The 23,797-nt window shown below is 64.4% G+C and carries 22 protein-coding genes; 11 read left to right on the top strand and 11 right to left on the bottom strand.

Going from position 1 to position 23,797, the window contains the following annotated elements:
* Positions 1-43 precede the first annotated feature (43 nt).
* Genes metG through mazG form a run of 5 tightly spaced genes read left to right on the top strand, consistent with a single transcriptional unit; the run spans position 44 to position 4,172 of the window.
* Positions 44-1,606, top strand: coding sequence for a methionine--tRNA ligase (gene metG, locus NSE01_RS01295; RefSeq protein WP_147157824.1), 1,563 nt, complete (start codon positions 44-46; stop codon positions 1,604-1,606).
* Positions 1,606-2,382, top strand: a complete 777-nt coding sequence (locus NSE01_RS01290; RefSeq protein ID WP_147157823.1) for a TatD family hydrolase — start codon at positions 1,606-1,608, stop codon at positions 2,380-2,382. Before metG ends, NSE01_RS01290 begins: the two co-directional genes overlap by 1 nt.
* Positions 2,379-3,146, top strand: a complete 768-nt coding sequence (locus NSE01_RS01285) for an MBL fold metallo-hydrolase (protein WP_147157822.1) — start codon at positions 2,379-2,381, stop codon at positions 3,144-3,146. The genes NSE01_RS01290 and NSE01_RS01285 overlap by 4 nt, the downstream gene beginning before the upstream one ends.
* Positions 3,143-3,313, top strand: a complete 171-nt coding sequence (locus NSE01_RS21115) for a hypothetical protein (RefSeq protein WP_170233710.1) — start codon at positions 3,143-3,145, stop codon at positions 3,311-3,313. The genes NSE01_RS01285 and NSE01_RS21115 overlap by 4 nt, the downstream gene beginning before the upstream one ends.
* Positions 3,314-3,368: 55 nt before the next feature.
* Complete coding sequence (mazG, locus tag NSE01_RS01280) at positions 3,369-4,172, top strand: nucleoside triphosphate pyrophosphohydrolase (protein ID WP_371863194.1); 804 nt, start codon at positions 3,369-3,371, stop codon at positions 4,170-4,172.
* On the opposite strand, the gene hflX is transcribed toward mazG, so the two are convergent.
* The 7 genes from hflX to dusB form a co-directional block, all read right to left on the bottom strand.
* On the bottom strand, positions 4,173-5,510 hold the full coding sequence (hflX, locus tag NSE01_RS01275) for a GTPase HflX (protein ID WP_147157821.1): 1,338 nt from the start codon (positions 5,508-5,510) through the stop codon (positions 4,173-4,175).
* Between the two features lie 24 nt (positions 5,511-5,534).
* Entirely contained in the window at positions 5,535-6,107 is a 573-nt protein-coding gene (hfq, locus tag NSE01_RS01270; RefSeq protein WP_147157820.1) for an RNA chaperone Hfq, read from the bottom strand.
* A gap of 235 nt (positions 6,108-6,342) precedes the next feature.
* The gene (gene ntrX / locus NSE01_RS01265; protein WP_147157819.1) at positions 6,343-7,728 is read right to left on the bottom strand and encodes a nitrogen assimilation response regulator NtrX; all 1,386 of its coding nucleotides are present in this window, start codon (positions 7,726-7,728) and stop codon (positions 6,343-6,345) included.
* 25 nt (positions 7,729-7,753) lie between these two features.
* Complete coding sequence (locus tag NSE01_RS01260; RefSeq protein WP_147157818.1) at positions 7,754-10,006, bottom strand: sensor histidine kinase; 2,253 nt, start codon at positions 10,004-10,006, stop codon at positions 7,754-7,756.
* A 192-nt stretch (positions 10,007-10,198) separates the two neighbouring features.
* A complete protein-coding gene (locus tag NSE01_RS01255; RefSeq protein WP_147157817.1) occupies positions 10,199-11,632 on the bottom strand; it encodes a sigma-54-dependent transcriptional regulator in 1,434 nt (477 codons plus the stop codon).
* Positions 11,629-12,741 carry a two-component system sensor histidine kinase NtrB gene (locus tag NSE01_RS01250; protein WP_147157816.1) on the bottom strand — a complete coding sequence of 371 codons (1,113 nt, stop codon included), beginning with the start codon at positions 12,739-12,741 and terminating at the stop codon, positions 11,629-11,631. Before NSE01_RS01250 ends, NSE01_RS01255 begins: the two co-directional genes overlap by 4 nt.
* Positions 12,738-13,766: a tRNA dihydrouridine synthase DusB gene (dusB, locus tag NSE01_RS01245; RefSeq protein ID WP_147157815.1), complete on the bottom strand. Its 1,029-nt coding sequence runs from the start codon at positions 13,764-13,766 to the stop codon at positions 12,738-12,740. The genes NSE01_RS01250 and dusB overlap by 4 nt, the downstream gene beginning before the upstream one ends.
* 76 nt (positions 13,767-13,842) lie before the next feature.
* Between dusB and NSE01_RS01240 the strand changes: the two genes are divergently transcribed.
* Genes NSE01_RS01240 through NSE01_RS01230 form a run of 3 tightly spaced genes read left to right on the top strand, consistent with a single transcriptional unit; the run spans position 13,843 to position 16,067 of the window.
* Positions 13,843-15,000: a bifunctional 2-C-methyl-D-erythritol 4-phosphate cytidylyltransferase/2-C-methyl-D-erythritol 2,4-cyclodiphosphate synthase gene (locus NSE01_RS01240; protein WP_147157814.1), complete on the top strand. Its 1,158-nt coding sequence runs from the start codon at positions 13,843-13,845 to the stop codon at positions 14,998-15,000.
* 13 nt (positions 15,001-15,013) lie between these two features.
* Positions 15,014-15,559, top strand: a complete 546-nt coding sequence (locus tag NSE01_RS01235; RefSeq protein ID WP_147157813.1) for a hypothetical protein — start codon at positions 15,014-15,016, stop codon at positions 15,557-15,559.
* 4 nt (positions 15,560-15,563) lie between these two features.
* Positions 15,564-16,067: a CinA family protein gene (locus tag NSE01_RS01230; RefSeq protein WP_147157812.1), complete on the top strand. Its 504-nt coding sequence runs from the start codon at positions 15,564-15,566 to the stop codon at positions 16,065-16,067.
* Here the strand turns inward: NSE01_RS01230 and NSE01_RS01225 are convergent.
* Complete coding sequence (locus tag NSE01_RS01225) at positions 16,028-16,489, bottom strand: type II toxin-antitoxin system RatA family toxin (protein WP_147157811.1); 462 nt, start codon at positions 16,487-16,489, stop codon at positions 16,028-16,030. The two genes, NSE01_RS01230 and NSE01_RS01225, sit on opposite strands and share 40 nt — an antisense overlap.
* Positions 16,490-16,493: 4 nt before the next feature.
* Complete coding sequence (lipA, locus tag NSE01_RS01220; RefSeq protein WP_147157810.1) at positions 16,494-17,435, bottom strand: lipoyl synthase; 942 nt, start codon at positions 17,433-17,435, stop codon at positions 16,494-16,496.
* A 66-nt stretch (positions 17,436-17,501) separates the two neighbouring features.
* Between lipA and NSE01_RS01215 the strand changes: the two genes are divergently transcribed.
* A complete protein-coding gene (locus tag NSE01_RS01215; protein ID WP_147157809.1) occupies positions 17,502-18,155 on the top strand; it encodes a carbonic anhydrase in 654 nt (217 codons plus the stop codon).
* A gap of 113 nt (positions 18,156-18,268) precedes the next feature.
* Here NSE01_RS01215 and NSE01_RS01210 read toward each other — a convergent pair whose 3' ends face one another.
* Positions 18,269-19,600, bottom strand: coding sequence for a hypothetical protein (locus tag NSE01_RS01210; RefSeq protein ID WP_147157808.1), 1,332 nt, complete (start codon positions 19,598-19,600; stop codon positions 18,269-18,271).
* Positions 19,601-19,940: 340 nt separating this feature from the next.
* Between NSE01_RS01210 and gyrA the strand changes: the two genes are divergently transcribed.
* Together gyrA and NSE01_RS01200 are read left to right on the top strand one after the other, a co-directional pair.
* The gene (gene gyrA / locus NSE01_RS01205; protein WP_147157807.1) at positions 19,941-22,670 is read left to right on the top strand and encodes a DNA gyrase subunit A; all 2,730 of its coding nucleotides are present in this window, start codon (positions 19,941-19,943) and stop codon (positions 22,668-22,670) included.
* Entirely contained in the window at positions 22,667-23,011 is a 345-nt protein-coding gene (locus NSE01_RS01200; protein ID WP_147157806.1) for a DUF952 domain-containing protein, read from the top strand. The genes gyrA and NSE01_RS01200 overlap by 4 nt, the downstream gene beginning before the upstream one ends.
* 98 nt (positions 23,012-23,109) lie before the next feature.
* Here NSE01_RS01200 and NSE01_RS01195 read toward each other — a convergent pair whose 3' ends face one another.
* Positions 23,110-23,766: a lysoplasmalogenase family protein gene (locus tag NSE01_RS01195; protein WP_147157805.1), complete on the bottom strand. Its 657-nt coding sequence runs from the start codon at positions 23,764-23,766 to the stop codon at positions 23,110-23,112.
* Positions 23,767-23,797 lie beyond the last annotated feature (31 nt).

The raw sequence follows: 23,797 nt of genomic DNA, 5'->3' as shown, positions 1-23,797 counted from the left end.
CCTTCCCGAAGACCATATTTCAAGCCAAGGACAGTCGCAGCCCATGGGCGAGCCCTATTATATCACGACCGCGATCAGCTATCCCAATGGCAAGCCGCATATCGGCCATGCCTACGAGGCGATTGCGGCAGACGTCATTGCGCGCTTCCAGAAAGCGATGGGGCGCGACGTGCGCTTCCAGACCGGCACCGACGAGCATGGCCTGAAGATGGCGCAAAAGGCGCGCGACCTTGGCATTACCCCGGCTGAACTCGCGGATGAAATGACAAGTCATTTCATTGCGATGGCTGATGCCCTGAATGTCGATTATGATGTCTTTATCCGCACCACCGAACCGCGCCATCATGCTTCGACGCAGGAATTGTGGCGCCGGATGGAGGCGAATGGCGACCTCTATCTCGACCGCTACGAGGGCTGGTACTCGGTTCGCGACGAGGCGTACTACGATGCGAGCGAACTGATCGACGGGGAAGGGGGCGAGAAGCTCTCGCCGCAGGGAACGCCTGTCGAGTGGACCGTCGAGGAGAGCTGGTTCTTCCGCCTGTCGAAGTACCAGGAGCCGCTGCTGGCGCTGTTCCGCGAGAACGCCGAGTTCATCCGCCCGGAAAGCCGGCGCAATGAAATGATCGCCTTCGTCAGCCAAGGCCTGCGCGATCTATCGGTTTCGCGCACCAGTTTCGATTGGGGCGTCAAGGTTCCGGGCAGCGACAACCACGTCATGTACGTGTGGGTCGATGCGCTGACGAACTATATCACCGGCCTTGGTTTTCCTCATGAATCAGGTGATTATGCAAGGTATTGGCCAGCTGATCTGCACCTGATCGGCAAGGATATCGTGCGCTTCCACACGATCTACTGGCCCGCTTTCCTGATGAGCGCGGGCCTTGCCGTTCCCAAGCAGGTTTTCGGCCACGGCTTCCTGCTCAATCGTGGGCAGAAGGAATCGAAGTCGCTCGGCAATGTGACGGATCCGCTGGCGCTCGCCGAACGCTTTGGCGTCGACACTCTGCGCTACTTCCTGATGCGCGACGTGGTGTTCGGGCAGGATGGTTCCTATTCGCCCGAAGCCATCGTGACGCGATGCAATGCCGAGCTCGCCAACAGCTACGGCAATCTTGTGCAACGTACACTTTCCATGATTTTCAAGAACATGGACGGCGAACTGGTAAAGTTTGCTAGCGCCGAAGCGGACGACAAGCTTCTCGCCACGGTGTTCGAGGCCTGCCACGACGAGTTGCCACGCGAGTTTGCCGCGCTGAATTTCTCCGCGGGGATCGACGGGTGGATGCGCGCCGTCTTTGCCTGCAACCAGTATGTCGACGAGCAAGCCCCTTGGGCGCTGCGAAAGAGCGATCCCGAACGGATGCGCGCGGTCCTGATGACGCTGTTCATGGCGATCCGCGATCTCACCATCGCAATCCGCCCGGTCGTGCCAACTGCGGCGGACAAAGTACTGGATCAGCTCGGAATTCCGGGTGACGAACGAGGCATCACAGCGCTGGCCAAGGCTGATTGGTTCCTGGCCCGCGTCGCCACCGGCGAACGGCTTTCAGCGCCGACCCCGGCGTTCCCACGGCTCGAATTGACCGAGGACGAGGCCGGCTGATGCTGATCGATTCGCACTGTCACCTCAATTACAAAGGCCTGATCGAGACGCAGGCCGAGGTGCTCGCGCGCGCACGCGAGCGCGGGGTGCAGGGCTTTCTCAACATCTCGACCCGGCGCAGCGAATGGGACGCCGTGGTCGCGACAGCGCACCGCGAGATCGATGTCTGGGCGAGCATCGGAATTCATCCACATGAGGCAGATGCCCATGCCGATCTCGGTGCCGAGGCGCTGCGGGCAGCTTCGGCTGATCCCAAGGTGATCGCAATCGGCGAGACGGGGCTCGACTACTACTACGACCATTCGGACCGGCAGGTTCAGCAGGACCTGTTCCGCGTCCACATCGGCGTGGCGCGCGAGACAGGGCTGCCGATCGTGATCCACACGCGTGATGCCGAGGATGACACGCTGCGGATCCTGACCAAGGAAATGGCCAAGGGCGCATTCCCCGCGCTGATCCACTGCTTCACTGCCAGTGCAGAGTTTGGCCGGGCCGTGCTCGATCTGGGGCTGACGATCTCGATCTCTGGTATCGTGACCTTCAAGAATGCCAAGGACTTGCAGGCCTTTGCTGCCGAAGTGCCTGACGACCGCCTGCTGGTCGAAACCGATGCGCCGTTCCTCGCGCCGGTTCCGCATCGCGGCAAGGTTTGCGAGCCTGCGTTCGTTTCGGATACCTGCGCCTTTGTCGCGAACCTGCGCGGCACAACGGCGGAGGCAGTAGCCGAACAGACCGGCGCCAACTTCTTCCGCCTGTTCGCCAAGGCACGGGCATGAAACTGATCGTCCTCGGGTCGGGCACGTCGACCGGCGTGCCGCGCATCGGCAATGACTGGGGCGAATGCGATCCGGACGAGCCGCGCAACCGGCGTACGCGGGTGGCGATCATGGTTGAAGGCGGTGACGGCGGACGCATTCTTGTGGATACGCCGACGGACCTCAGGCACCAGTTGCTCGCGACTGGCATCGGTCGCATCGATGGAGTGGTGTGGACCCACGACCATGCCGATCACACCCACGGCATTGATGACCTGAGACCGCTGCGCATGGGCCGCGGCGCACCGATTCCGGGCTATGCGGCCGACGAGACGGTGCGGCGGTTGCGGCAACGGTTCGGGTATGTTTTCGCCGGGCAGCACGGTTATCCGACGATCTGTAATCTCGACAATCTGGACCGCGTGCGCATGGTGGCCGGCATTGGTGTGTCGCATTGCCAGATGCCGCATGGGCCTGCTCAGACGACGGCTTTCCGTTTCGATCAGGGCGGTAAGTCAATCGGTTACGCGACGGACTTCAGTGCAATAACTGGCGAAATGGTTGCGCTGTTCGCCCGGGTCGATGTGCTCGTCGTCGATGCCTTGCGGCGGCAGCCGCATCCAACCCATGCGCATCTTGCGATGTCGCTTGAACTGATCGAGGCTTGCCGTGCGGGCCGAGCAGTTCTCACGCATCTCGACAAGAGCATGGACTACCGGACACTGTGCGACGAGACGCCGGCGCATGTCGAGCCGGGCTATGACGGGCTGGAGATCGCGCTGTGACGCCGGACAAGGTTGTCGCTGTTATTGGTATCGTGATGGCGCTCGTTCTTGTGCTCGCGAACGGCAGGCTGCGGGGTTTGAAGCTTTCTTCCGGCTTGATGATGGCCGGGGCCTGGGTGGCGATCATCCTCGCTGCAGCGCTCGCCTTTGCCGGGTATCGGCGCTGAAGGCCCATACCGTATTTAACATAATAAATATTATCGAACTCAAGGATCGGCCAGTATGAGCATGTCTCCGGAGGTCTCCCCCGCGATCGAAGCGTCCGGTGCCCCGGGCATTGCGCGGCTGCTGGCGATCATGGCGCGGTTGCGTGATCCGGCGACCGGCTGCGAATGGGATGTCGCGCAGACATTCGCGACCATCGCGCCGTACACGATCGAGGAAGCCTACGAAGTTGCCGACGCGATAGAGCGCGAAGACCTGCCGGCCCTGCGCGAGGAACTCGGCGATCTGCTCCTCCAGGTCGTGTTCCATGCGCGGATGGCCGAGGAGCTTGGCGAGTTCAACTTTGATGCCGTGGCCCACGCGATCTCGGACAAGATGACCGAGCGGCATCCCCACATCTTCGGCGATGCTGCCGATCAGGGCCAATCACGCGAAGTGCGCTGGGAGGCTCAGAAAGCAGCCGAACGGGCGGCCAAGGGCGCCAAGAGCGCGCTGGATGGCGTGGCGTTGGCGCTGCCGGCGCTGATGCGCGCGGAAAAGCTGCAGAAGCGTGCGGCGCGGGTCGGGTTCGATTGGCCGGATACCGCAGGCCCGCGCGCGAAGGTTGTTGAGGAACTGGATGAACTTGCCGCCGCAAGGACTGAGGCTGAAAGACTGGATGAGGCGGGCGACCTGCTCTTCGCCGCGGTCAATCTGGTGCGGCGCTATGGCGTTGCACCCGAGGATGCCCTGCGCCACGGTAATGCGAAATTCGAGCGGCGGTTCCGCGGAATGGAAGTGCTGGCGGGCGACAAATTCCCCGGGCTATCGCTCGAGGAGCAGGAAGCACTGTGGCAGCGAGTTAAAGCCGCTGAACGCTGATCACATCCGGGAATAGCGCCCCAGTTCGCGGGGCGTGAGGCGCACTTTAAGGCGCTGCACGGGCGCCCCTGCCGCATCGGTCCCGGCGCTTTCCGACAATACTTCGCCGTGCGCATGGAGCCAGGCGAGCTTGTGTCCCTCGTTCATTGGCAGTGCGAATTCAAGGACTTGTGCCCCACCTGTGAGCAGTTCACTGAGCACGGTAACGAGATCCTCGACGCCTTCGCCGGTCTGGGCCGAGATCGGCACGACCTTGCGATCCGGCACCCCGGCGGCAATCAGATCGCGGCGCATCGCGCGGTCTTCATCCGGGAGCAGGTCCCACTTGTTCCACGCCTCGATGATGGGGACGATGCTGCCCCCTTCCCCGATGACGCCAAGATCGGCGAGGATCTCCTCCACCTCGAGCTTCTGCGCGGAGGTGGCGGGATTGGCGATATCGCGCACGTGGACGATGATATCAGCCGCGGTGACTTCCTCCAGAGTGGCGCGGAAGGCTGCGACAAGCTGGGTCGGCAGTTCGGAAATGAACCCCACGGTGTCGGAAAGGATCGCCTTGTCGAGCCCCGGCAGGCGGATGGCGCGCATGGTTGGATCGAGTGTGGCGAAGAGAAGATCCTGCGCCATCACGTCTGCGCCGGTCATCCGGTTGAAAAGCGTAGACTTTCCGGCGTTTGTATAGCCAACCAGCGCAATCACCGGCCACGGCGCACGCTGGCGGCGCTCGCGGTGGAGGCTGCGAGTGCGACGCACTTGTTCCAGTTCGCGGCGGATGCGCGCCATGCGGCCGCGGATCAGGCGGCGGTCGGCCTCGATCTGGGTTTCGCCGGGGCCACCGAGGAAGCCGAAGCCGCCGCGCTGGCGCTCTAGATGGGTCCAGCTGCGCACGAGGCGGCCGGCCTGATAATCAAGGTGGGCCAGTTCGACCTGCAGGCGGCCTTCCGCCGTCGCAGCACGCTCACCGAAGATTTCGAGGATAAGCCCGGTGCGGTCGATGACCTTGCGCTCGAGCTTGTCTTCAAGGTTGCGCTGCTGGATCGCCGATAGCGCGCCATCGACGATGACAAGCTCCGCATCCGACTGCGCGATGGCGACGGCAATTTTCTGGACCTGACCTTCGCCGAACAGGGTGGCAGGGCGGACAGTACGGATCGGCAGCGCAAAGGCATCGACGACATCGAGGCCGATTGCACGGGCGAGTCCCTGCCCTTCCTCAAGGCGCGATTCCGCGTCAAGACCGCCCTTCAGGCGCAAGTCGGGGAGCACGACGACGGCACGGGCGCCGCGCGTGACTTCCCCGACAAGCTCGGTCTCACGGCCGAATTCAAAACCGCTCATGCGGGGTTCGGCCCTGTCATTCGATCAGTTCGCTTCACCGTCCCACTCGCCGGAAAGGTCGACATGACCGGCGGGCTGGATGGTCGAGACGGCATGCTTGTAGGCGAGCTGCACATAGCCCTCGCGCTCCAGCAGCATGCAGAACAGATCGTAGGCAGCGACGCGGCCCTGAAGCATGACGCCGTTCACAAGGAACATCGTCACCTGCACGCCGGCATCGCGGACGCTGGAGAGGAACACGTCCTGCAGCAGGCGCTTGCGAGCACCGTCATCGTTGCCAGGCGCGAAGTGCGCCGCGGCAAGCTGCTGGCCAGGCATGATCGTCGAGATCGCATGCTTGTAAACCAGCTGCGATTGGCCATCGCGGCGCAGCAGAATGGAGAAGTTGTCAAACCATGTGACGATGCCCTGCAGCTTGACGCCCTTCACGAGGAACATCGTGACAGGAATCTTGTTCTTTCTCAGGAAGTTGAGGAAGACATCCTGCAAGTTCTGCCCCTTGCCTGCGACGAGGGCGACGGGTGTTGCAGCGGCTTCAGGAGCGGGGGCGGATTCAACCTTGGCGCGCGGACGCGCAGAGAGGGTTCTGCCGGTCATTATGGTAGTCCTTTCGTTTTTTTGGTGCCCGAACGCTCTGCGGCGACAAGGCACAATCTGGCAGGGCCCGCAATCACCCCCTTCGAACCTCGGCCAAAACCGAATCTCTACAGGAGTTCTCGCGGCGCCACAGCCGGTCAGCAGCCGTAATCCTATGTCGGGATTGCGACTTCGTACAGGGGCAAAATGGTTTGAATGGCGAGTGACCGGTTTGGACGAACCGTTCGGTGCACGTTCAGTCGAGCTCTTCGTCGTCGCGCCGGTCTGCCATGCCGAGGAGCTTGAGCTTGCGGTGCAGCGCCGAGCGCTCCATGCCAATGAAGCTCGCAGTTTTCGAGATATTGCCCGAAAACCGCCGGATCTGGACCTTGAGGTACTCGCGCTCGAAGTTCTCCCGCGCTTCCCGCAATGGAACGCCCATCAGTGCCGAAGTGCTCGAATCCCCGCCTAGCCGGGTGGTGACGATCTCGGCTGGCAGCATATCTGCGTCGATCCGGGTAAGCCGCTCGCGCGGGGCAAGGATGATCGTGCGCTCGACCACGTTGCGCAGTTGGCGGACATTGCCGGGCCAGTCGTAGCTCTGCATCGCGGCGATGGCCTCGGGCGAGATCGCCGGCGGCTGCACGCCCTGTTCGTTGGCGTAGCGCGAGAAGAAATGGTCGGCGAGCGCCGGAATGTCCTCGCGCCGCTCGATCAGCGAGGGGATCGACACGGGGACGACGTTGAGCCGGTAGTACAAGTCCTCGCGGAAGCGCCGCTCGGCAATTTCCTTTTCGAGCGGACGCGACGTGGAGGAAACGACGCGCACATCGACGCGGATCTGGCGGTGGCCGCCGACGCGCACGAAAGACTGTTCCGTCAGCACACGCAGGATGCGGGCCTGGCTGGAGGCGGGCATTTCGGCAACCTCGTCGAGGAACAGCGTGCCGCCATCTGCCATTTCGAGGAGCCCTGCGCGCACCAGCTTGCCGTCGATCTCTTCGCCGAACAGTTCCTGCTCGAACCGTTCGGGTGTGATGCGAGCGGAATTGACGGTGACGAAGGCATGGTCCGCACGCGGACTCCACGAATGGAGCAGGCGCGCGGCGACTTCCTTGCCCGAACCCGCGGGTCCGGTGATCAGCAAGCGGCTGCCGGTGTTGGCCACGCGCTTCAATGTCGCGCGGACGGCATTGATCGCGCTGGAATTGCCGGTGAAGCCATCGGCCATCGAGAGGCCCTGCCGCAGCCGCGCGTTCTCGCGGCGCAAGCGCTCGGTCGCCGTGGCGCGCTCGACGAGCAGCAGCAGGCGCTCCGCCTCGAACGGCTTTTCGAGGAAGTCCATCGCGCCCCGGCCGATTGCCGAAACTGCGGTGTCGATGTTGCCGTGGCCCGAGAAGATGATGACCGGCAGTTCCGGCTCGCGCTTCTTGATCTCGTCGAGCACTTCGAGGCCGTCCATCGGGCTGCCGTGGAGCCACACGTCCAGGAGGACGAGGCTCGGCCGCCGCTCGTCCACTGCGGCCAGCGCAGCGGTGCTATCCGCCGCCGTGCGGCAACCATAGCCTTCGTCGCTGAGCACGCCGGCGACAAGTTCGCGGATATCGCGTTCGTCGTCCACGATGAGGATATCGAGTGCCATTGGTTTGTGGTCCTGAAGGTCTTGTCTAGCTGTTGGCGGGAACGTTGGGCGCTTCGGATGGAACGTCGGCAGCGAGCGGATTGCGGGCGAAACGCATGATGACCGAAGTGCCGCCCGCTTCGTTGGGGGCAAAGGCCATGGCGCCGCCATGTTCCTCGACGATCTTGTTGACGATGGCGAGGCCGAGCCCGGTCCCCTTCTCGCGGGTGGTCATGTAGGGTTCGAGAATACGGTCGCGATCGGCCGGGAGACCGACGCCGTTGTCCGCCACGGTCACGGTCACGGCCTGCCGGTCCGCCGCAAGGCTTACCGCGATGCGGCCGCGATAGGCGATGTCTTCGCTGCGTGCGCGCTGCTCGATCGCCTCGATGGCGTTCTTGAGCACGTTGGTCATGGCCTGGCCGATCTGGTGCCGGTCAGCCTCGACCGGAACCTGCGCCTCCCCTTCGAAGGTGAAGGCGATATCGTTGTGCGCGACCTCCTGCAGGAACAGCGCCTGCCGGACGAGGTCGCTGGCATCTTCCGGGCGGAACACGGGCTTGGGCAGCCGCGCGAAGGAGGAAAACTCGTCGACCATCTGGCGAAGATCGCCCACCTGCCGGATGATCGTGGCGGTCAGTTCCTCGAACAGTTCGGGGTCAGTCTCGATCTGGCGGCGATAGCGGCGCTTGAGGCGCTCGGTGGCGAGCTGGATCGGGGTCAGCGGGTTCTTGATCTCATGCGCGATGCGGCGGGCGACGTCAGACCACGCGGCCCGGCGCTGGTCGAGCAGCTGGCGCGTGATGTCCTCGAAGGTGATGACGTGGCCGTTACGATCGGCCGTGACCTTTACCGCAAGCGTCAGGAGATCACCGGCGGCGGCATAGTGGACAACGCCGCTGCGCTCACCCCCGGCGACGAACTGCGCCAGCTGCGGGGCGATTTCGGCGAGCGGCGCGCCCACAGGATCGGTCACCTCCCCGCCCTCACGCGCAGGATTGAGCAGCGCCTGCGCTGAGCTGTTCATCAGGCGGATACTGCCTTCGCGGTCGATCGAGACTATGCCGGCGGTGATCGATTCCAGCACCGCTTCGATGAAGGCGCGCCGCACTTCGAGCTGGGCATTGGCGCTGACGAGCGCCTGCGTCTGCGCTTCGAGCTGGCCAGTCATGCGATTGAACGCGCGGGCGAGCAGGCCGACCTCGTCGGTGCCATTGCCGGGCTGCACACGCATGGCGAAGTTGCCGCTGCCGACATTGCGCGCCGCAGAGACAAGCTCGATCAGCGGGGCAACCTGCCGATCCGCAAACCGCAGCGCCACCCAAACGGCCAACCCGACCAGCGCAAGGCTGATGACGAGGAGCGCAATATTGAAGCGCAGTTGCAGCGCGCGTGCGCGGCGGGAGAGGAAATCGTAGGCCTTGAGCACGCTCTGCGCGCGCTGCCACTGGTTCAGCGCCAGCGCGTCCGAATTGCGGGCGACGTAGAGGTAGATGCCGCGCGTCCGGTCGACCGGGGTGACCGCCTCGATCCGGGCGGCGGACGCAGTGACGACAACGGGCTCACCGCCGTCGATCCGGGCCAGCTCGGCCGGGGTCACCCGTTCGCGCTGTTCGTTGCGGGCAGGATCGACAATGGCCGCCGTGCGCAGAGTCCCATCGGGTCCGCGCTCGACGATGGCCGACTCGTTGAGGCGGCGATTGATCACCTGCCATGAATAGCCCTCGGCAAACTCCTGGCTGGTGATGGGCGCCTGCCCGAGATAGTCGCGAAGGTCTCCCGCCATCGCGACGCTCTCGTTGCCGACATCGCGCAGCTTGTCTGCGTAGTAGCCCCGCGCGAGGCTGTTTGCGTTTTCCAGCATGCCGCGCGAATTGTCCGAGAACCAGAATTCTACGCCCGACTGGAACAGGAGCGAGGCGAACACGACCACAAGCAACGTCGGGATCGCAGCGATGAGCGAAAAGAGCCAGACGAGCCGCACGTGGAGCCGGCCGCTGCTGCCCAGCACACTGCGCGCCGCGCGCCGAAGCGCAAGCCGCCTGCCAATGAGCACAATCAGCGCCATGGCCGGTACAAGTGTGCCGATCAGCAGGCTGGCGGTCAGGCGCGATGGCAGGAGCTGGTTGGCATTGCCGCTTGAGGAAAGCGCCATCCATGTAACGGTGACCATCAGCGCCAGCGCCATGGTCGCGGTCATTTCCAGCAGTAGAAACACGTTGGCACGGCGCATGGCCACCAGGAGGCGGCGATACCACCTCGGTGAGCGCCGCATGCCGACTTTGCCGTTCTGAGCCATCGTTGCTGATCTACAACACTGCTGTTGCAACAATGCAAGCCGATTCGACGAAGAGCAGACTACGTGCGGCGGACAGCATGTGGCCGTGGAGTGACGTCAGCGCGCGGCGGCTCTGGATCTCCGCCTGCGGTGGGTAACGAACAGGTCAGATCGAGCGCCAAACACTGGTGCCCGATTTCACGCCGGCCATCGTCATCCCCGGGCTACGGCCTCATCCGGATCGATGGCCAGTTCGGAAAGCCGCTTGCGCAGCGTGTTGCGATTGATGCCAAGGAGACGCGCCGCGCGCAGCTGGTTCCCTGCGGTGACGGCCAGCGCGTGAAGGAACAAGGGCCGCTCGAACGCGGCGAGCGCAGCGCTGTAGAGTTCGCCTTCGCGCGGTTGCTCCTCGGCAAGCCAGCTTGCCAGCGCCTCGGCAAAATCGGCCGCGACCGCCTGCCCCGCAGCGCCGGGCTGCGGCTGCGCACGGTCCTGCGCAAGCAGCGGCTCAATGGTGCCGGCATCGACCACTTCATCGCGCGCGAGTAGAGCCAGACGGTACACGAAGTTGCGCAGTTCGCGCACATTCCCGCGCCAGGGCTGGCGCGCGAGGAGGGCCGCGCCCGCAGCCGTAAGTTGGCGGCGCGGCAGCCCTTCCCCCGCCGCACGGACGAGGAAATGGCGGGCCAGTGCCTCGATATCGTCGGCACGCTCGCGCAAGGGCGGCAACTCGATGGGCACTACGGCAAGGCGGTAGTAGAGGTCCTCGCGGAATGTGCCCGCCGCGATCATCGGTTCGAGATCGCGGTTGGTGGCGGCCACAATGCGGCAATCGAGGGTGATTTCCTCGGTCCCGCCAACGCGGCGGATGCGGCCCGATTGCAGCGCGCGCAGCAGGCGCGTCTGCGCTTCCAGCGGCATGTCGCCGATCTCGTCGAGGAACAGCGTGCCGCCGCGCGCCTGCTCGAACTTGCCGATACGGCGCGCTACGGCACCGGTGAAGGCGCCCTTTTCGTGGCCGAACAACTCGCTTTCGATGAGGTCAGCCGGGATCGCGGCCGTGTTGACCGCGACGAATGGCCCTGCGCTGCGCTTGCCGAGTTGGTGGATCGCTTCGGCCACCAGTTCCTTGCCGGTACCGGATTCTCCCAGGATCAGAACGGTGAGATCGTTGCGCAGCACGCGCGTGATCATCCGGTAGACCGTCTGCATTGCCAGACTGCGGCCGACAAGCGGCAGGCCGGGGGCGACGTCCTCGGTGACGTCATCCAGCCCGGCGTTCTCGCTGGAGCCGATGGCCTGCCGCACGGTGCGAACGAGTTCATCGAGATCAAAGGGCTTGGGAAAATACTCGAACGCGCCGGTATCGCTCGCGCGGACAGCGGTATCGAGCGTGTTCTGAGCCGAGAGAATGATGACCGGCATGTGCGGCGCCGCTTCGCGCACGCGGCCCAGCGTCTCCATACCGTCGCCGTCAGTCAGCATGACATCGGTCAGCATGAGGCCAAAAGCCTGCTCGCCCAGCAGGCGGTCGCGCTCGGCAATCGAGACGCAGTGGGAGACGTTGTAGCCCTCTGCTTCGAGCGCGGCGGTGATGACGAGCGCGATGGAGGCGTCGTCCTCGACGAGGAGGATGCGGCTCTTCATGGGTTAGAGCTTCCGGCAACGGGCAGATGCAGGCGGAAATGCGTCCATCCGCGCACTTCATCGCGGTCGTGCGTCACGCGCCCGTTCATCTCGCGCACAAGCTTCTGGACAAGGGCAAGGCCAAGGCCCTGCCCATTCTTCTTGCCGGTCACGAAGGGATCGAAGATGTGATCGCGCAGCGCCGGATCGATGCCGGGACCATTGTCGCTGACCCTTAGCTCGATCGGCAGGCGCAGCGGCTTGCCGCCCGGTCCCGCATGGAGCTGGATGCCGCTGGCAAAGCGCGTGCGCACGGCGATCCGGGGTTCTCGTGCAGTTTCACAGGCTTCGCGCGCATTGGTGAAGAGGTTTAGCAGCACCTGCACTAGCGCATCGGGATTGGCCATGACCGGCGGGAGCGATGGGTCGAACTCTTCCTCCACGACAAAACCGCCATGCCCGGCAGCGACGACCGCCTGCGCGCGGCGCACCGCTTCGTGGAGATTGCACGGCGTGCCCGGCTCACGGCCACGGCGCGAAAGCGACTGCATTTGGTCGACCAGCTTGGCGATGCGATCAACCTCGCCCGTGATGAGCTCCGTCAGCGCGCGGTCGGCATCGCCAACCTTGCGGCCGAGCAACTGCGCGGCGCCGCGAATGCCGGCGAGCGGGTTCTTGATCTCGTGCGCGAGGACTTCGGGTGCGCGCAGCGGCGTGCCCTCCCCGGCTCCGGCACCGCCGCCATCACCCGAAAGCGCTTCCACGCCAACGCCTTCGCTCAGCGAAAGCAGTTGCCAGCCCGGACAATAGGCGACGGGCGACGTCATGATATCGATCCGTCGCGCGGGCGCCCCGAGAATGCGCACCAGCGAATCGCGGGCGAGCAGTTGCGCTTCGCCTTCAGCAAGGCGCCGCAGAATCAGCGGTTCCTCGAAGGCGAAGACATCTTCGACCGGCTTGCCGACAAGGCGGCGGGCGCCCTGCCCGGCGAGCTGCTCTGCCGCAGGATTAGCGGCGGCAATCGTCAGGTCCGGCGCAAGCGTGAATACGGCCATCGGCAGGCTGGCAACGATGCGCTTGGGATCGGGCCGCCCGTCACCGGTCTTGCGCCAATCGCCCGGGCCGCTCATGCAGCCGCGCGGCTCGCCGGTGCAGACATCGCGCGGCCATAGAACTCGGCCAGCGAAGCAAGCACGACCTTGGGATCGTCGATGAAGTTCACGCGGTTGCGGAACTCGGCCGATCCCGGCAGACCCTTGGTGTACCAACCGAGGTGCTTGCGCGCCATGTTAACGCCGGTCATCGTGCCATAGTGTTCGAGCATTGCGTGATAATGCTCTGTAATCAGAGCATATTGCTCGGAAATGCTCGGCTCGGAGCGTTCTTCGCCGGTATCAAGCCAGTGCATAACCTGGCCGAGGAGCCATGGCTTGCCATAGGCCCCGCGCCCGATCATCAGCCCATCAGCGCCGCTCTGCTCGATCGCCTGCGCGGCATCCTCGATCCCGCAAATATCGCCGTTGACGATGACGGGGATCGAGACGGCGTCCTTAACGCGGCGGACGAAGGCCCAATCGGCCGAGCCCTTGTACATCTGATTGCGGGTGCGGCCGTGGACGGTAATCATCTGCGCGCCAAGATCCTGCGCGATGCGCGCAAGCTCGGGGGCATTGAGGCTGTCATGGCACCAGCCCATGCGCATCTTGACCGTGACCGGCACCTTGACCGCCTTTACCGTCGCCTCGATCAGCGCGGTTGCGAGCGGAATGTCGCGCATCAGTGCCGAGCCGCAATCGCCGCTGACGATCTTGCGCACCGGGCAGCCCATGTTGATGTCGATGATCGCGGCGCCCTTGTCCTCGGAAATGCGCGCGGCTTCGGCCATCTGCGCCGGCTCGTTGCCCATGAGCTGCATCGAGACAGGCTCTTCGGTGGGATGCCACGCAGCCTTCTGGATCGACTGGCGCGTCTCGCGGATTGCGGCGGGGCTGGCGATCATCTCGGTCACGTTGAGGCCGGAACCGAAGCGGCGGACCATCGTGCGGAACGGCAGGTCCGAAACGCCCGTCATCGGCGCCAGCACGACCGGCTGCGCAATGCGCACGGGGCCGACCATGATCGGCTTCAGCTGCGGCGGGACGGGAAGTTCACGCATAAATGGACTGCCTAAAAAAGAGGCATGCGCTTAGTCGATTGCGCGGTTTGCGGCAAGGACTGTAAGGGGGCGACCTATGAACGCGCCTTCCACCGCCTCCGTTGCCGCTGTTGTTGTCGCCGCCGGGCAAGGCTTGCGCGCGGGCGGCACGGTTCCGAAGCAGTTCGCACTTTGGCGCGGCAAGCCGCTGGTGCGCCATTCAGTAGAAGCGCTGGCGAAAGCCGGCGTCGCGCCGATCGTGGTCGTCATCCCGGCAAACTGGGAAGAAACCGCAGTGGAGACATTGGCCGGCTTACCAGGCGTTCGCTTCGTTCACGGCGCGGCGAGCCGGCAGGGCTCGGTCCGCGCGGGGCTTGAGGCGCTGGCAGAAAATGCGCCCGCATCCGTGCTGATCCACGACGCCGCGCGGCCGGACCTGCCGGAAGCAGTGATTGCCGAGCTGGTGACGGCGCTGGATAGCCAGCCCGGCGCTATTCCGGTCCTGCCGGTTGTCGATAGCGTTGTGCGCGGAGCAAGCGGGCTGCGCGGGGCGTTTGTCGACCGCGACGGCCTCTACCGCGTACAGACGCCGCAAGCCTTCCGCTTCGATGCCATTCTGGCTGCCCACCGGGCTTGGGATGGCGCCGCCGATGCGGGCGACGATGCCGCGGTTGCCCAAGCAGCCGGCCTCGCCGTCGCGCTTGTTCCCGGCGACGAGCGGCTCAAGAAAGTGACGTTTGCCGAAGACCTGAAGGATGACAGCATGAAACTTGCCTCCGTGCGCACCGGCATGGGCTATGATGTCCACCGCCTTGCCGAAGGTGAGGAGCTTTGGCTGTGCGGACTGAAAATCGAGCATACCAAGGGGCTTGCAGGGCATTCTGATGCCGACGTCGCCATCCACGCGCTGGTCGATGCCCTGCTAGGTGCGGTGGCAGCGGGGGACATCGGCGATCACTTCCCGCCCTCTGACGCGAAGTGGCGCGGGGCTTCTTCTGACCGCTTTCTTGCCCACGCCGGAACGCTGGTGGCCGAGGCTGGTTATGCAATCAGCAACGTTGACGTCACGATCATTTGCGAAGCTCCGAAGATCGGCCCTCACAAGACGGCGATGCGGGCAAGGCTCGCAGAGATCCTCGCGATTGACATCGCTGCCGTGAGCGTCAAGGCGACGACCACCGAGCGCCTCGGCTTTACCGGTCGCGGCGAGGGAATTGCAGCGCAGGCGGTGGCAACCGTCATCGCACAGGCTTGAAGGAGCGTACGTCATGTCGCTGGTTCGCAAGATCGTATGGAGCGCCGCGCTGGCAGCGCTGGGGACAGCCGAAATCGCTGCCGCACAAAATCCTGCCTGCCTCAGTGAACGCGAGGTGACGAGCCTTGTGACGTATGCGCTGCCGGTGGTGATGAACTCGACGATGAAGACCTGCAGCCCGCAGCTTTCACCGCAAGGCTATTTCGCCACGCAGGGTTCCAGCCTTGTGCAGCGCTATGCTGCCCGCAAGAGCGCGGCGTGGCCCGAAGCGAGGGCCGCACTGATCAAGATCGGCGGCAACGACGACAAGATGAAGGACGTCGTCGCGAACCTTTCGGACGAGGCGCTGCAGCCGTTTGCCGAAGGCATCGTATCTGCCATGGTGGCCAAGGGCATCAAACCGGGCCAGTGCAAGGCCATCGAGCGTGGGGTGCGGCTCCTCTCGCCGCTGCCGCCTGAAAACACCGCCGAACTGGTCACCTTCATCATCGTACTGGCCGACAAGCCCAAGCCCGGCAGCACGAAGAAGTCCGACCTTCCCATCTGCCCTGTGGCCTGACCCTATGGATACCCTGCTTCCTGCCGAACTGACCGCCCTTGCGGCGCGGGTGATTGCCGAAAACAAGGCCGCAGGCCGCATGGTCGCGGTGGCCGAAAGCTGCACGGGCGGGCTCGTCGCGGCGGCGCTGACTGAGATTGCCGGCTCTTCCGCCGTGGTTGACCGGGGATTCGTGACGTATTCAAACGAGGCGAAGAACGAGATGCTGGGCGTCTCGACCGACCTCATCGACACATTTGGCGCGGTATCCGTCGCGGTCGCCTGGTCGATGGCGCAGGGTACGCTAAAGCATTCGCGCGCGCAGGTTGCCGTGGCGATCACCGGAATTGCCGGACCAGACGGCGGCACCGAGCAGAAGCCGGTGGGAACGGTCGTCTTCGCAAGGGCCGAACGCGGCGAGGATCCCGAGGCTGTGAACGCCGAGCTGAAGGTCTTCGAAACCGCGAAAACGCGCGCTGAAGTGCGGATTCAGGCGGCGCTGGTCGCGCTGGAACTTTTGCTGCCGTAGAGCTTTTCGGCACGCGTTTCGAACGCGGCGACCATCTTGCGGAACGCACGATCGAGATACTGGCCGGCCAGTTTTTCGAAGATGGCGCTGCGGAAGGTGAAATCGACATTGAAGTCGATCACGCAGCCTCCGTCCTCATGGGCCTTGAACTCCCACGTGTTGGACAGGCGCTTGAGCGGGCCATCGAGATATTCCACTGCAATGCGGCGCGGGCGATCCTTGTGGACGCGTGAGGTGAACTTTTCGCGCAGCGCGGAAAAGCCCACCATCATGTCGGCTACCATCTCGGTCTCGCTGTCGGACTTGATCCGCGTCGCGACGACCCAGGGCAGGAACTCCGGGTAGCGCTTCACGTCGGCGACGAGATCGTACATCTCCTCCGCCGACCACTGGAGGTGCCGCTGCTGGTTGATGACCGGCATAGGCTCAGGCTTTCGTGGACGCCTTGGCGAGCTGGGCTTCGCGGGCGGCGCGCATTTCGGCAAAGTCCTCACCCGCGTGGTAGCTCGACCGCGTCAGCGGGCTCGCAGCGACCTGCAGGAAGCCCTTGGCCCGGGCAATTGCGCCATAGGCGGCAAAGGCCTGCGGGGTGACAAAATCGATCACGGGCGCGTGCTTTGGCGTCGGCTGCAGATACTGGCCCATGGTCAGAAAATCGATGCCGGCCGAGCGCATGTCGTCCATTACCTGATGGACTTCGAGCCGCTGCTCTCCAAGCCCGAGCATGACGCCCGACTTGGTGAACACGCGGGGATCGTGGTGCTTCACTTCCTCGAGCAGGCGCAGCGAGGCGTAATACCGCGCACCCGGGCGGATCGTGGGATAGAGCCGCGGCACGGTTTCGAGGTTGTGGTTGTAGACGTCCGGCCCGGCGGCCATGATCGCTTCCACCGCCGCCCGCATCTTGCCGCGGAAATCGGGGGTCAGGATCTCGATCGTGGTGTTCGGCGTCGCGGCGCGCAGGGCCTCGATCACCTTCACGAACTGGCTCGCCCCGCCGTCCGGCAAGTCGTCGCGGTCGACCGACGTGATCACGATATGCTCAAGTCCCAGCTTCGCGGCGGCTTCGGCGACATGGCCCGGCTCACTCGTATCGACCTTGCGCGGCATGCCGGTCTTGACGTTGCAGAACGCGCAGGCGCGCGTGCAGACGTCGCCGAGGATCATCACCGTCGCGTGCTTCTTGGTCCAGCATTCGCCGATATTCGGGCAGGCCGCTTCCTCGCACACCGTGTTGAGGCCGAGGCTGCGCATGAGGCCGCGCGTTTCCTCGTATCCCTTGCTGGTGGGCGCCTTGACGCGAATCCAATCGGGCTTGCGGGCGCGTGCCGGGCGTTCGGGCGCGGCAATCGGAGACTGATCGTTCATGGCGGTTCAGATAGACGCATGAAGCATGACTTGAAAGATGCATTCGTAGGCGGCAACAGGTCCCCCATGGCCAGACCCTTTTCCCCCGAGCTCGACCATCTGATCGATGGCTATCGCCGCTTCCGCACCAACGGCTGGACGCCGCGGCTGGAACGCTGGCACCAACTGCGCGAAGGGCAGGAACCGCCGGTGATGGTGATCGCCTGTTCGGACAGCCGCGTCGATCCGGCGCAGATCTTCGATACGGACCCCGGCGAGATGTTCGTGGTGCGCAATGTCGCCGCGCTGGTCCCTCCGTTCGAAACATCACCCGGCTACCACGGCGTCTCCGCTGCGCTTGAATTTGCAGTGCAGGTGCTCAAGGTGCGCAAGATCGTGGTGCTCGGCCACGGCATGTGCGGCGGCTGCCGCGCCGCGCTCACGCAGGAACTTGAAGGCACCGAGCCGGGCGAAGGCGGCTTCATCAACGACTGGATCGGGCTGCTCGGCCCGGCGCGTGCCGGCGTCGTCCATGCCCACGGCACTAGCGGCCGCACTGCGGAACGGGCGATGGAGCAGGCGGGCGTCAAGGTCAGCCTTGCCAACTTGCGCACCTTCCCGTGCGTGCGCCGCAAGGAAGCTGCCGGCGAATTGCGCCTCCGCGGTGCATTCTTCGCGATTTCGGACGGGGTGCTCCACGTGCTCGACGAGGATTCGGGGGACTTCCACGAGGTGAAGTGAGGATCGATCCCCGCCGGTGCGGGGATGCCAAAGCCAATACAACCTTTGCGCAAAAGAAAAGGGCGGCCTCTCGCGAGGCCGCCCTTTCATTTTTGCCGAATGGCTTCAGCCGATCAGGGCTTGGCCTTCTGGTCCGCGAGCACCGACCACAGCCGGGCAAGCGGAGCGCGAACACCGCCGACCTTGGCGAAGCTGGCCTTGGCCGCGTCGAACTTGTCCTGATCGAACTGCGCGATACCGAGGCGCGTTTCCGCGCGGTCCATGTCAAACGCGCCGCCCTTGGTGAGCGCGAGCTGATAGAGCTCCTCAGCCTTGGCGGGGTTGTCATACGAGAGGTAGGCATCAGCCGTGGCAACGGCGAGCTTGCCATCTGCCGCTGCGCGAGCGTCCTTCTCGAGGCCGACGAGCGAAGCCTTGTCCGCCGTGATGCGGCCCTTGGCCTGCGACAGCGAGTCGCTCACGAACACGTCGCTGGCATCAAGCGCGCCCTTCGACAGGCCAAGCTCGATCACCTTCACCGTTTCGCCCGGCAGACGACGCGGGTCGGCAGCCTGGACATATTCGATGAACTCGCGGGCCACGTACTGCTTGTCGTTGTCGAGCGCGCCGCTGCGCAGGAACAGACGGCCCAGATCGAGCGACTCTTCCTTGCCGAAACCGCCAAACTCGCGCGCGAGTTGGCCGGCGCCGAGCCAGTTGAGCGACGAGGGCTGTGCCGCCACTTCGAGCGTCGACCACTCGATCGCCTGCGGCCCGAGCTTCGCCTTGTAGGCGATGATCTTGGCGCGGGTGTACCAGCTGTCGGGCACCGTGCCCTTGGCAGCCATGCGCGCATCGTAGGCCGCCTTGAGCGCGGCGATGCCTTCGGCGGGCTTGACGAGCTGCGTGTAGGAATCAGCGAGCATTTCTGCCGCCGCATCTTCCGAAACGTTGCCCTGTACCGCCTTGGTCAGCGGCTCGATCGCGCCCTGATAGTCCTTCGCGGAGTAGGCGAAGTTGCCAAGGTAGAAGTTGAAGGTCGGGATCTTTTCCGGCTCAAGCAGGCCGCTGTCGATCATGTTCTTGATGCCGCGCGAACGCATGGCGTTATCTTCAAGGAACCCGCCGAGCTGCACTGCGAACTGGCCTGCAGCGAGCTTGTCCTGGCCGGTCTTGGCCGCAGCCTCGGCCTTGGCAACCGCCTCGGCGGCGCCGCCGAGCGTGGTCTTGATCTGCGCGTCGGGCGTACCCTTGGCCTTGGCAGCCTGCGCATCCTGAACGAGCTTCTGCACCGGGCCGGCGACCGCGATGAATTCCTTGGAATAGGTGCCGCCCTTGGGCGCTTCCTTTTCCTTTGCAATGGCGGGCGCAGCGCCCAGCAGCGCACCACCGGCAGCAAGGCCGGTCGAAAGCGCGACGGCCAGCGCAGCCCGAGCGGCCACAAACTTCATTGCATTACCCCGCATCACTTCATCTCCTCCTGGCCACATCGCACCGGACCGAACCGGTCCCTGCTTCGTCCTGCCATGGGCCATATCCCAAAACTCCGGCAGAACGGACTTGTTTCACACTCCACCGCGCGGAACCTCTGACGCCAAATCGCCGCCTTGGCAACGCCTTGCTGCTATGGAACCCACCGGTTGAACGCCGATTGAATACCAATTCGTCTCATTGTTCAGGAAGCGGCGCCGTGCGGTGCGGACTCATGTGGAAAAGCCGTGCGATGACGGGCACTTTTCTGGCCTTTGCCGGGTGTTTGCCCTAGGGCTGAAACATTCCTGACAACAAAGCGAAATAGCCACCGACGTGAGCGATGATACCGGCCTGATCGACCCGCCCGCACCGCTGCCGGACCACGAGTTCCAGCGGATCGACATCGTCGACGAAATGAAGACGAGCTATCTCGATTACGCGATGAGCGTGATCGTGAGCCGCGCACTTCCTGACGTGCGCGACGGGCTCAAGCCAGTGCACCGCCGCATCCTGTGGACCAGCCACGAAAACGGCTTCACATCGACCAAGGCCTACCGCAAGTCCGCGCGTATCGTCGGCGATTGCATGGGCAAGTACCACCCGCATGGCGACAGCGCGATCTACGACGCACTGGCCCGCATGACGCAGGATTGGTCGATGCGCCTGCCGCTGATCGATGGCCAGGGCAACTTCGGCTCGATGGACCCCGATCCGCCGGCGTCGATGCGCTACACCGAAGCGCGCCTTGCCAAGGTGGCCGACGCGCTGCTGGCGGACATCGACAAGGATACGGTCAATTTCCAGCCCAACTACGACGGCTCGGAAAATGAACCGCAGGTACTCCCTGCGCGCTTCCCCAACCTCCTTGTCAACGGCGCGGGCGGTATCGCGGTCGGCATGGCGACCAACATTCCGCCGCACAACCTCGGCGAAGTGATCGATGGCTGCCTTGCCTACATGGCGAACCCGGCGATCACCAACGAGGACCTGATCCAGATCATCCCCGCGCCGGATTTCCCGACGGCGCCTTTGATTCTGGGAACGAGCGGCGCGCGCAAGGCCTATACCGAAGGCCGCGGCTCCATCGTGATGCGCGCGCGCCACGAGATCGAGGATACCAAGGGTGGGCGCGGCGAAGGCCGAAAGTCCATCGTGCTGACCTCGATCCCCTATCAGGTCGGCAAGAACAATCTTGTCGAGAAGATCGCCGAAGCGGCCAAGGACAAGCGGATCGAGGGCATCTCGGACATCCGCGACGAATCGAATCGCGAAGGCGTGCGCGTCGTCGTCGATCTGAAGCGCGACGCAACGCCCGAAGTCGTGCTCAACCAGATCTGGCGCAACACTCCCGCGCAATCGAACTTCCCGGCGAACATGCTGGCGATCCGCGGCGGCCGCCCTGAAATCCTGTCGCTGCGCGATATCATCGAAGCCTTCGTCCAGTTCCGCGAGGAGGTCATCTCCCGCCGCACCAAGTTCGAACTGAACAAGGCGCGCGACCGGGCCCATATCCTGCTCGGCCTCGTCGTCGCGGTTTCGAACCTCGACGAAGTGGTCAGGATCATCCGTGCCTCTGCCAACCCGGCGCTGGCGCGCGAGACACTGATTGCCCGCGAATGGCCGATTGGCGATATCGCACAGTATATCCGCCTTGTCGAAGCCATCGAGGACGAAGCGCTGGACGGCGCGGGCGGCACTTACCGCCTGAGCGAGACGCAAGTTCGCGCGATCCTCGACCTGCGACTCCACCGCCTCACCGCGCTGGGCCGCGATGAAATCGGCGGCGAGCTGGAAATTCTGGCCAAGGCGATTGCGGAATACCTCGCGATCCTCGCAGACCGCGAGAAGCTCTACGGCGTGATGCGCGAAGAACTCGTCGCGGTGCGCGATGCCTACGCCACGCCGCGCAAGTCTGAAATCACCGCGCCGGCTGACGGCATCGAGGACGAGGACCTGATCGAGCGCGAGGACATGGTCGTCACGATCACCCTCGATGGCTATATCAAGCGCACCCCGCTCTCGACTTTCCGCGCGCAGAATCGCGGCGGCAAGGGCCGCAGCGGCATGGCGACCAAGGAAGAGGACGCCGTGGCGACGATGTTCGTCACGAGCACCCACACGCCGGTGCTGTTCTTCTCGACTGCGGGCAAGGTCTACCGCCTCAAGGTCTGGCGCCTGCCCGAAGGCGGGCCGACCACGCGCGGGCGGCCGATGATCAACCTGCTCCCGGCGCTGGATGCTGGCGAGACGATTGCGACCGTGCTGCCGCTGCCGGAAGACGAAGCCGAATGGGGCAAGCTGTCGGTCGTGTTCGCCACGGCCAAGGGCAACGTGCGTCGCAACGCGATGGACGCCTTCGCGAATATCCCGACCAACGGCAAGTTCGCAATGAAGTTCGAGGAAGGTGACGAGGATCGCCTGATCGGCGTCGCGCTGCTCGAGGCTAGCGACGATGTGCTGCTCGCCACCCGCAGCGGCAAGGCAATCCGCTTTGCCGGTGATGAAGTGCGCGAATTCACGAGCCGCACCTCGACAGGCGTGCGCGGCATGACGCTCAAGGGCGATGACGAGGTTATCTCGCTCTCGATCCTCCACCGCGTCGGCACCAGCGCCGAAGAGCGCGAGGACTACGTCCGCTTCGCCCCGTGGAAGGGCGAGAAGGATGGCGAACCTGCGATGACGGCCGAGCGGATGGCAGAACTGCAGGCGCGCGAACAGTTCATCCTCACCGTCTGCGCCAATGGCTACGGCAAGCTGTCGTCGGCCTATGAGTATCGCCGCACCGGTCGCGGCGGCCAGGGCATCACCAACATCGACAACATCGCCCGCAACGGACCAGTGGTAGCGAGCTTCCCGGCCTCTCAGGCTGACCAGCTCATGCTCGTCACCGATCAGGCCAAATTGATCCGCCTGCCGCTGGAATCGCTGCGCGTGATCGGGCGCGGTTCGGCGGGCGTGCGCCTGTTCAACGTCTCTGGCGACGAACATGTCGTCAGTGCCGTGCGTCTTGCCGAAGAGGAAGGCGATGCTGCCGGAGATGCAGAAGGCGAAGCTGAAGCGTGAGCGAGCTTGATGTAACGGCCTACAAGGTACTCACCGCCGATCAGATGGCCGTTCTGCTCAAGGACGGCGTGTTCCTCGGCGCCCCGATCGATATCGCCGATGGCTATATCCACCTCTCGACTGCGGCTCAGGTGACCGAGACGGTGGACAAGCACTTCGCCGGGCAAGCCGACCTGCATGTGGCTGCGGTAGATCTTGCCGCGCTGGGCGATGCGGTGAAGTGGGAGCCGTCACGCGGCGGGCAGCTCTTCCCACATATCTACGCCCCGCTGCCGTTGAGCGCGGTGACGGCGCATATGCCGTTGGCGCGCGGAGCGGATGGAGCGGTGGTGGTGCCCTGACGACTAACAAACCCCGCTCATCCTGAGCTTGTCGAAGGATGCTGAGACGACCGCCGTGCGAGGTGCTTCGACAGGCTCAGCACGAGCGGATCGGGGGTTCAAGCCGCCCTGAACTCACCTTTCCGCCGCAGTGCCCCGATCACACCCACCGTGATCAGGAACTGGCCGAAGTAGTATAGTGGCCAGACCAGAAGATGCGGGATCTGGCTTTCTGCGAGCGGCCCCATGCGCGCAAAGATCAGCAGATCGGACACCGCAAACATCACCGCACCAAGCGCGACGCGGCTGCGTGGGAAGTCACTGGCAAAGGCGGCAGAAGTCATGCCCCCAAGGCCGAGCGCGTAAAGCGCGACTTCCGGGCGGCCTGTCAGCGCAAAACTCGCGGCGGGTATGGTCAGCAAAAGCCCCGCCGTGGTCCAGCGCTCCGCCTTGTGCATCACGCGGCGGTGATGCTTCAGGTAAAGTGCAATCGCCGCCATGTGCCCTAGCAGAAACGCCATCGCGCCGCCCGTGAAGCTCACTTCCAGCACCATGTCACCCAGCGCGCCCAGCGCCATGATGAGCGCGATGCGGTGCGCGTCCGCCACCGGATGGTGCCGCCATGCATAAACCGCCAGCAAGCCCACACCCGCACCCTTCCACAAGATCAGGTAGAACCCCGGAATCCAGCTTTCCGCCACGAACCAGTAGCTGATCCCCGCGATCAGGCTGGCCAGCAGCCACGGGCGCTGTTCGATCAAGGCACGCTGCGGCATCGTTGCTCCCTACTTCCGGCCTTGCGCCGGG

It is taken from the genome of Novosphingobium sediminis (genome assembly GCF_007991615.1).
Lineage (GTDB): Bacteria > Pseudomonadota > Alphaproteobacteria > Sphingomonadales > Sphingomonadaceae > Novosphingobium > Novosphingobium sediminis.
This window is presented reverse-complemented; position numbering and strand designations above follow the sequence as displayed.